The sequence below is a fragment of the Fodinibius sp. genome (assembly GCF_041642155.1).
GTDB lineage: Bacteria > Bacteroidota > Rhodothermia > Balneolales > Balneolaceae > Fodinibius.
The window spans coordinates 1-6,667 of record NZ_JBEPWZ010000161.1 but is presented as its reverse complement, the minus strand read 5'-3'; the positions used below and the strand labels follow the sequence as shown (position 1 = coordinate 6,667).

4 protein-coding genes and 1 pseudogene are annotated in these 6,667 nt (G+C 52.0%); 2 read left to right on the top strand and 3 right to left on the bottom strand.

Annotated features, from left to right (window positions below; all coding sequences use genetic code 11):
- Window positions 1-291 (bottom strand): HNH endonuclease (locus ACESLU_RS09850; protein WP_372638483.1); only part of this gene is annotated, 291 nt, incomplete at its 3' end.
- Between the two features lie 235 nt (window positions 292-526).
- Here ACESLU_RS09850 and ACESLU_RS09845 point away from each other — a divergent pair.
- A complete protein-coding gene (locus ACESLU_RS09845; RefSeq protein ID WP_372638482.1) occupies window positions 527-991 on the top strand; it encodes an ATP-binding protein in 465 nt (154 codons plus the stop codon).
- Window positions 992-1,458: 467 nt separating this feature from the next.
- Window positions 1,459-4,911, top strand: coding sequence for a VCBS repeat-containing protein (locus ACESLU_RS09840; protein ID WP_372638481.1), 3,453 nt, complete (start codon window positions 1,459-1,461; stop codon window positions 4,909-4,911).
- Between the two features lie 141 nt (window positions 4,912-5,052).
- Here ACESLU_RS09840 and ACESLU_RS09835 read toward each other — a convergent pair whose 3' ends face one another.
- On the bottom strand, window positions 5,053-6,207 hold the full coding sequence (locus ACESLU_RS09835) for a bile acid:sodium symporter family protein (protein ID WP_372638480.1): 1,155 nt from the start codon (window positions 6,205-6,207) through the stop codon (window positions 5,053-5,055).
- Between the two features lie 198 nt (window positions 6,208-6,405).
- Window positions 6,406-6,667: pseudogene (locus tag ACESLU_RS09830) on the bottom strand (RraA family protein); the annotation flags it as partial.

The following is a 6,667-nucleotide window of genomic DNA, read 5'->3' as shown; positions in this document are numbered from 1 at the left end:
ATGATCGATCGTCAAATTACGGGAAGAGCCACAATACTGGCAGGTATTGGCGTCACGTTTCAGGATATTATGCCGGGTCAGCACAATTTTATTATAGGGAATGTTGATATAGCGGCGCAGGCGTATAACCGACGGGTAGGAATACTCTTCGCTCACAGTCCGGAGTTTTCTATCCGGATAATCATGCAGCATTTCAGCCTTGTCCAAAAACAGTAGTTTTATGGATCGATGTACCGAGCATACACTCAGCGGCTGATAGTCCTTATTTAAAACCAGAACATTAGCGTCCATAGCATTAACCAATTTTGACGGCCTTATCTGTTCATTCCCAATCAGATATACCGGAAAAACTTTAATGTGTAGAATCAACATTAAATTTTACTAAAATGCAACCCGAAAGTGCATTAGCCTCATTGTAATGGGCTTTTTATCGCTATAGAAAAAGAAATTGATCTTATATCATCTACAAAATTTTTCATACCTTCTTCTCTTGAGTTAAATCTGGTTTTAAAAAAGCACGGCATCTATGCCTGAAACCGGACCGGTGTCTCCTGTAGTGACACCGGTTATTTATACCTGCATTATGGCTTCAGACAATACCAAAAAAATGATTCTTCAGTCCTCTCTCGGGGAGATGGACAAACTGGACACCTTTGTCAATGAACTGCAAGAGTGGGCTTCCCTGGACCAGCAGCAGCGAGACCGCATTATGCTCCCCCTGAGCGAGGCAATCAATAATGCCATACTTCACGGCAACAAGCTGCAGGAGCATAAGCCCGTTACTATCGTAGCTGAGCTCAGGAACCAGCGCTTAACCGTAAGCGTGAAAGATGAAGGGGCGGGATTTGACCCGGATGAGGTTCCCGACCCCCTGAAAAAAGAAAACCTGCTCAAAGAAGGAGGGCGTGGAATTTATCTGATCAGGGAGTATGCCGATGATATTGACTTTCAAAACAATGGTTCTAAAATCATTATGCATTTCATGCTATAACCTGCATTTCCCATATGTAAATATAACACATCCGCCTGCAAAGTTCTCAGCGGTGTCTCATTGGTGCTCTGTTCGAGTACGGGTACAGCCCTCCTGATTCTGAAAATATTTCCATGGGAGCCTGATACGCATCCCCTTTATCATAAAAATTGTTTGTTTGCGTAGCATTTGTTAATTAATTAAAATGGTTGATGTGTTTTACGCATTTTGTCCGACGGTGGTTACCCGTCCGTTTTATGTTATCAGTAGATAGAATCAGCTCATTTTTATCCGCACAGCGAATTATTATTATAAGAGGGTTCATAAATCCAGGAGTTTTGGTCAAAATCAACCCTGAGCGAATTCAAAATCGCAGCAGATTTCAAGGCATGTGTGAGGTTTTTGAATGCGCGAAAATGCAGATATTGGCCAAAAGAACGGCTTTGCTAAGCACTCTAAGAGTTGGCTTAGTTTGAAAAGGGCATTTAATGAAAAGTGGTATTGTGGGAAAAATAGTCTATCGCCGGTTTTTACCAATATTATTTTTTGTCTGGGGAACCGTAGTGCTCCTCTCCTCATGCTCTTTCTTCAGCGGGGAATCCCGGGAGACCCTCTTCGAAAACGTTCCCTCCTCTTCCTCCAACGTAAATTTTACCAATGAGCTGTCTCCGACCAATGCATTCAACAGTTACACCTATGCAAATTTCTATTCCGGGGGCGGTGTCGGGCTGGGCGATTTTAATAACGACGGCCTGCTTGATATCTACCTGACGGCCAATCAAAAGGACAACAAGCTCTATTTAAATGAGGGGGACTTTACCTTTACCGATATCACGGAAAAGGCCGGGGTCGGCGGTGACCGGGCGTGGTCTACCGGGGTAAGCGTGGTCGATATAAACGGGGATGGCTGGCTGGATATCTACGTTTGTAATGCCGGGGAGATCAGAGGCGATGATCGCCGGAATGAACTTTTTATCAATAACGGGGACCTTACCTTTACCGAGCGTGCCGAAGAATACGGCATTGCCGACCGCGGACTGTCCATTCATGCCTCCTTCTTTGATTATGACAAAGACGGGGACCTGGACATGTATCTCCTCAACTACACCTCCCAGTCTATCGGTAGCTTCGATCTGGAGCGGAATCTCCGTGACGAAAGGGGGTTTAAAGGCGGAGACCGGTTTTACCGGAACGAGCTCATCCAACCAGACACCGCTGCCTCCGGACATTCGGGATCCTCCGAAAAAGAAATAGCCGGATTTACCGAGGTGACGCAAGAGGCCGGCATATACAGCAGCGACATCGGTTTCGGACTCGGCGTGTCCGTGGGGGACATGAACCGGGATGGCTGGCAGGATATCTTTATCTCAAACGATTTTTTCGAGCGCGATTATTTATACCTGAACAACCGGGACGGGACCTTCCGTGAAGTACTGGAACAGCAAATGGAAAGCATCAGCACCACGTCGATGGGGGGAGATATCGCGGATTTAAACAACGACGGGTACCCTGAAATATTCGTTACCGATATGCTGCCCGAAAACGACCAGCGGCTTAAAACCATCACGACCTTTGCCGACTGGGAGCAGTACCAGTTTGAGCTGGAGCACGACTATTACCACCAAATGACCCGCAATGTCCTGCAGCTTAACAACGGCAACGGTACGTTCAGCGAAATAGGCCGCTACGCCGGCGTAGAAGCGACGGCCTGGAGCTGGGGAGCCCTGATATCCGATTTCAATATGGACGGGGAGCGCGATATTTTTGTGCCGAATGGCATCTACAAGGACATGACCGACCAGGATCACCTGCTGCATGTCACCCAACCCGAGGTAAGAAACAGCCTCGTCCAAAATAATCGCGTCAATTATCAAAAATTACTCGAAATGACGCCTACGAACCCCATCCCCAATTATATGTTTGAGCAAACGGACTATCTCCGGTTTACCAACCGTGCTCCTGAATGGGGACTCGACCAACCGGGCTTTTCCCACGGTTCAGCCTATGGTGATCTTGATAATGACGGCGACATGGATCTGGTCGTCAACAATGTAAATGCGAAATCCTCTGTCTACCGGAACCAGACCCGGGAAAACTATCCGGAGCGGACCTGGCTGCAGCTCGAGCTCGAGGGCCAAGCTCCCAATTCGTCAGCCGTAGGTTCACAGGTAGCGCTCATTGCCGGAGGCAAGCGCTGGCACACCGAACAGATGCCCGTCCGGGGCTACCAGTCCACCGTCGACCCGAAGCTCCATTTCGGGCTGGGCGGGGTTGAGCGTATCGACACCTTGTGGGTACAATGGCCCGATGGCCGGCTCAGCCGGGTGCTGGATGCAGCGACGAATCAGCTGTTAACGCTTAGCCAGGATCAGGCGCGCGAAGATACCAGCTGGACCCGGCAATGGAATGAGCAATCCCGTCCCTACCCCAGCGAAAAACCTCCTCAGCTGGAAGATATAACCGATACTTTTGCGTTTGATTGGCAACACCGGGAGAACGAATATATCGACTTCGACCGCCAACCGCTGCTCTTTCATGCGCGCTCCACGGAGGGTCCCCCGTTATGTACCGGCGATCTTAACGGAGATGGGCGGCAGGACTTCTTTGTCGGGGGAGCCAGGGGACAGCCCGGAGCCTTATTCCTGCAAACAGCTGCCGGCGAATTTCAAACCGCCCGTGATGACGTTTTCAAAACGGAATCCGGCAGCGAGGATACCGACTGTGCCCTGTTCGATGCCAACGGAGACGGAGCCGAGGACCTGTACGTGGCAAGCGGGGGGAGTGACTTCGCCAACGGCGATTCGGCGCTGGCCGACAGATTATACCTTAACGAGGGACAGGGGACATTTCGAAGATCAACCCGGGCGTTTTCTTCTTTAAAGAGTGTCTTTAACCAGCCAACCGGTGCTGTTGTGGCCGGTGATTATAACAGCGATGGGAATGTGGACCTTTTTGTGGGATTCCGCATGCAGCCGGGAGCCTACGGAATACCGGCGGGAGGGTACCTGCTGGAAAATGACGGATCCGGCCGGTTCCGTGATGTGACCGAAGACCGTCTCCCGGGACTCTCAGAGGCCGGTCTCATTACGGATGCGGCCTGGGGAGATGTGGATGGGGACCAGGATCCCGATTTATTGATAACCGGTGAGTGGATGCCTGTCAGGCTATTCCGTAACAACGACGGGACCTTCGTCGAGGCGACCGGCGAGGCTGGCCTCGACTCAACCCATGGATGGTGGAACAGCATCGAGCTTACCGATCTGGACGGAGATGGCGACATGGACTGGATCGGAGGCAATCACGGGCTCAATTCACGGTTTGAAGCTACACCGCAGCAGCCCATAGAACTGTGGGTGAATGATTTTAACCGGGACGGAAACTTTGAGCAAATTATGACCTCCTATAAAAATGGTGAATCCTACCCGGTAGCCCTGCGTCACGATTTATTAGCCGTACTGCCCATGCTTGAATCCAAAGTCCCCAGCTACCATGCCTATGCGGAAACGACGGTGCGGGAATTATTCAACGAGCAGCAGCTGGAGGAAAGCATCCACTTAAAAGCTACGATGTTATCCAGTAGTGTGGGCCGGAACAACGGAAACGGACAGTTTACCGTTACATCATTGCCGATGGAGGCACAGCTTTCTCCCATGTACGGTATTTTTGCCCGGGATTTCAACGGGGATGATCATGCGGAACTGCTGATGGGAGGAAATCTCTACCGGGTAAAGCCACAGGCGGGCCGGTACGACGCCAGCTACGGGGTCATGCTTCGGCAGGATTCCACCGGCCGGTATCGATCCGTCTCACACCGGGAAAGCGGTTTTTTTGTAGATGGAGAGATACGGGCCATTCATCCGCTCCGGCTAAACGGCCAACAGGTTATTTTAATCGCCCGGAATAATAAGCCGCTCCAGGTGCTGAAAATCAGAGAACCCTAAACAATAGACTGATCATTGTTTATATCATCCATACCCTAAGCCACGCGCCTTATTTATAAAGTTGCGCAAGACCGATACAGAGCAGCCCAAAAGCTTCTTTTAATAGCTTTTTGGGATACCCGATGGGTAACCGATCACTAATTAACTGGAATCTGAAAAGGCCTGCAGCTCTTCTTCAGAAGAACCTGCAGGCGCTGTTACGGCTTCGCCCTGTTCCTCCTTCAGCGCTTTACGCCGCCACCAGTTGGCCAGCGTGGAGCCGGAGATATTCATCCACGGGCCAAACACCGCCGGTGCCAGTCCCACCGTCGCAATCTTGCCCATCTCCGCGGCCAGTCCCGAGGCCATTCCCCCGTTCTGCATGCCCACTTCCAGGGCAATCGTCCGGCACTCCTGCTCCTCCATCCCAAACAGGCGTCCCCCCCAGTAGCCCAGCAGGTAGCCGGCCGCGTTGTGAAGGATGGCCGCCGCGACCAGCAGCAATCCGATCGACACCAGCGAATCACGTCCCGCCGCGGTGATCACCGCAATAATTACGGCGATCCCCACCATCGACACCACCGGCATGATATCGTCCAGCCACCGGGCCTTCCCGTGCAAAAAGTGGTTGAACGCCAGTCCCAATACAATCGGCAGGATAATCATATTCAGGATGCTCAGCATCATTCCCACCGCGTCGATGGGTACAAATTGCCCGGCCAGCAACTGCATAAGCAGCGGCGTTACAAAAGGGGAAACCATCGTTGCGGCCGCCGTCAGCGTAATCGACAGTGCAAGATCCGCCTCCGCAATAAAGGCCATCACGTTGGAGGCCACCCCGCCCGGGCACGAGCCGATCAGCACCACGCCCGCCGCGATCTCCGCCGGGAAGCCGAAGCTCAGCGCCAGGCTGATGCCCACCAGCGGCATGATCGTGAACTGGCAGGCCATCCCGATCAGCACCCCGCGGGGCCTTTTCAACACACCCGTAAAATCGCTCAGGCTCAGCTGCGTGCCCATCCCGAACATGATGAGCTGGATGAGGGGGACAATCAGCCGGCTGGTATCAAAGCCGCCCACTTCGGTGATCAGCTGCGGGTAAAACATCGCCAGCGACACCGCCGCAAAGATCCAGATCGAAAAGGAAAACGACTTGAAGAGCGTGTCTGTGGCCCGCACGCCCAGGGCCAGGGTGGCGAACATGGCAATGGTCACCGGGCCCAGCGCGGCGGGGCCGTACCCCGCCACCCACAGCCCCGTCAGGAGCACCACGCAGCCCATGCTTACGTATAACAATGCCTGGTATAATTTCTTCATCGTAGCGTTGCTGTTTTAAATCGTTGGATTTCTTTTTGGTTAGCTACCTTTGCAAAACCGTTCTTTTGACAAACCTCTGCATGTTCACAAATTTAAAATCCTAACACATGTCTTAGATGTTGTGGTTTTAAATTCACTCAGGGGTTGACATTTCCCGATGCTTCGGGACTGGTTTTGCAAAGGCATCTGGCTCTGTTGTCACCAGGTGCGCTGCTGAAGATACTCTTTCATTTTCTCGATCGATACGGGCAGCTGATCGATGCGGTTTTCCCTGAGCCACTCCAGGAAATCCTCCTCGATCCGGTCGGTCCACTCCGTGTCAATTTGTCCCGCGGTATACACCCCGTCCTGCATGCGCTTCTGGGCAAACTCATCTCTCAGCTTCACAATTTCCGCGGTAATGACCATGCCTTCCACCAGGTGGGGCGGGATAAAAACAATCCCTCTCTTTTTGGCAAGC

What these genes read in the sequence shown, in the direction of transcription:
- ACESLU_RS09845 (WP_372638482.1), top strand. Translation starts at nt 527, where the DNA reads ATGCCTGAAACCGGACCGGTGTCTCCTGTAGTGACACCGGTTATTTAT.
- ACESLU_RS09840 (WP_372638481.1), top strand. Translation starts at nt 1,459, where the DNA reads ATGAAAAGTGGTATTGTGGGAAAAATAGTCTATCGCCGGTTTTTACCA.
- ACESLU_RS09835 (WP_372638480.1), bottom strand. Translation starts at nt 6,207, where the DNA reads ATGAAGAAATTATACCAGGCATTGTTATACGTAAGCATGGGCTGCGTG.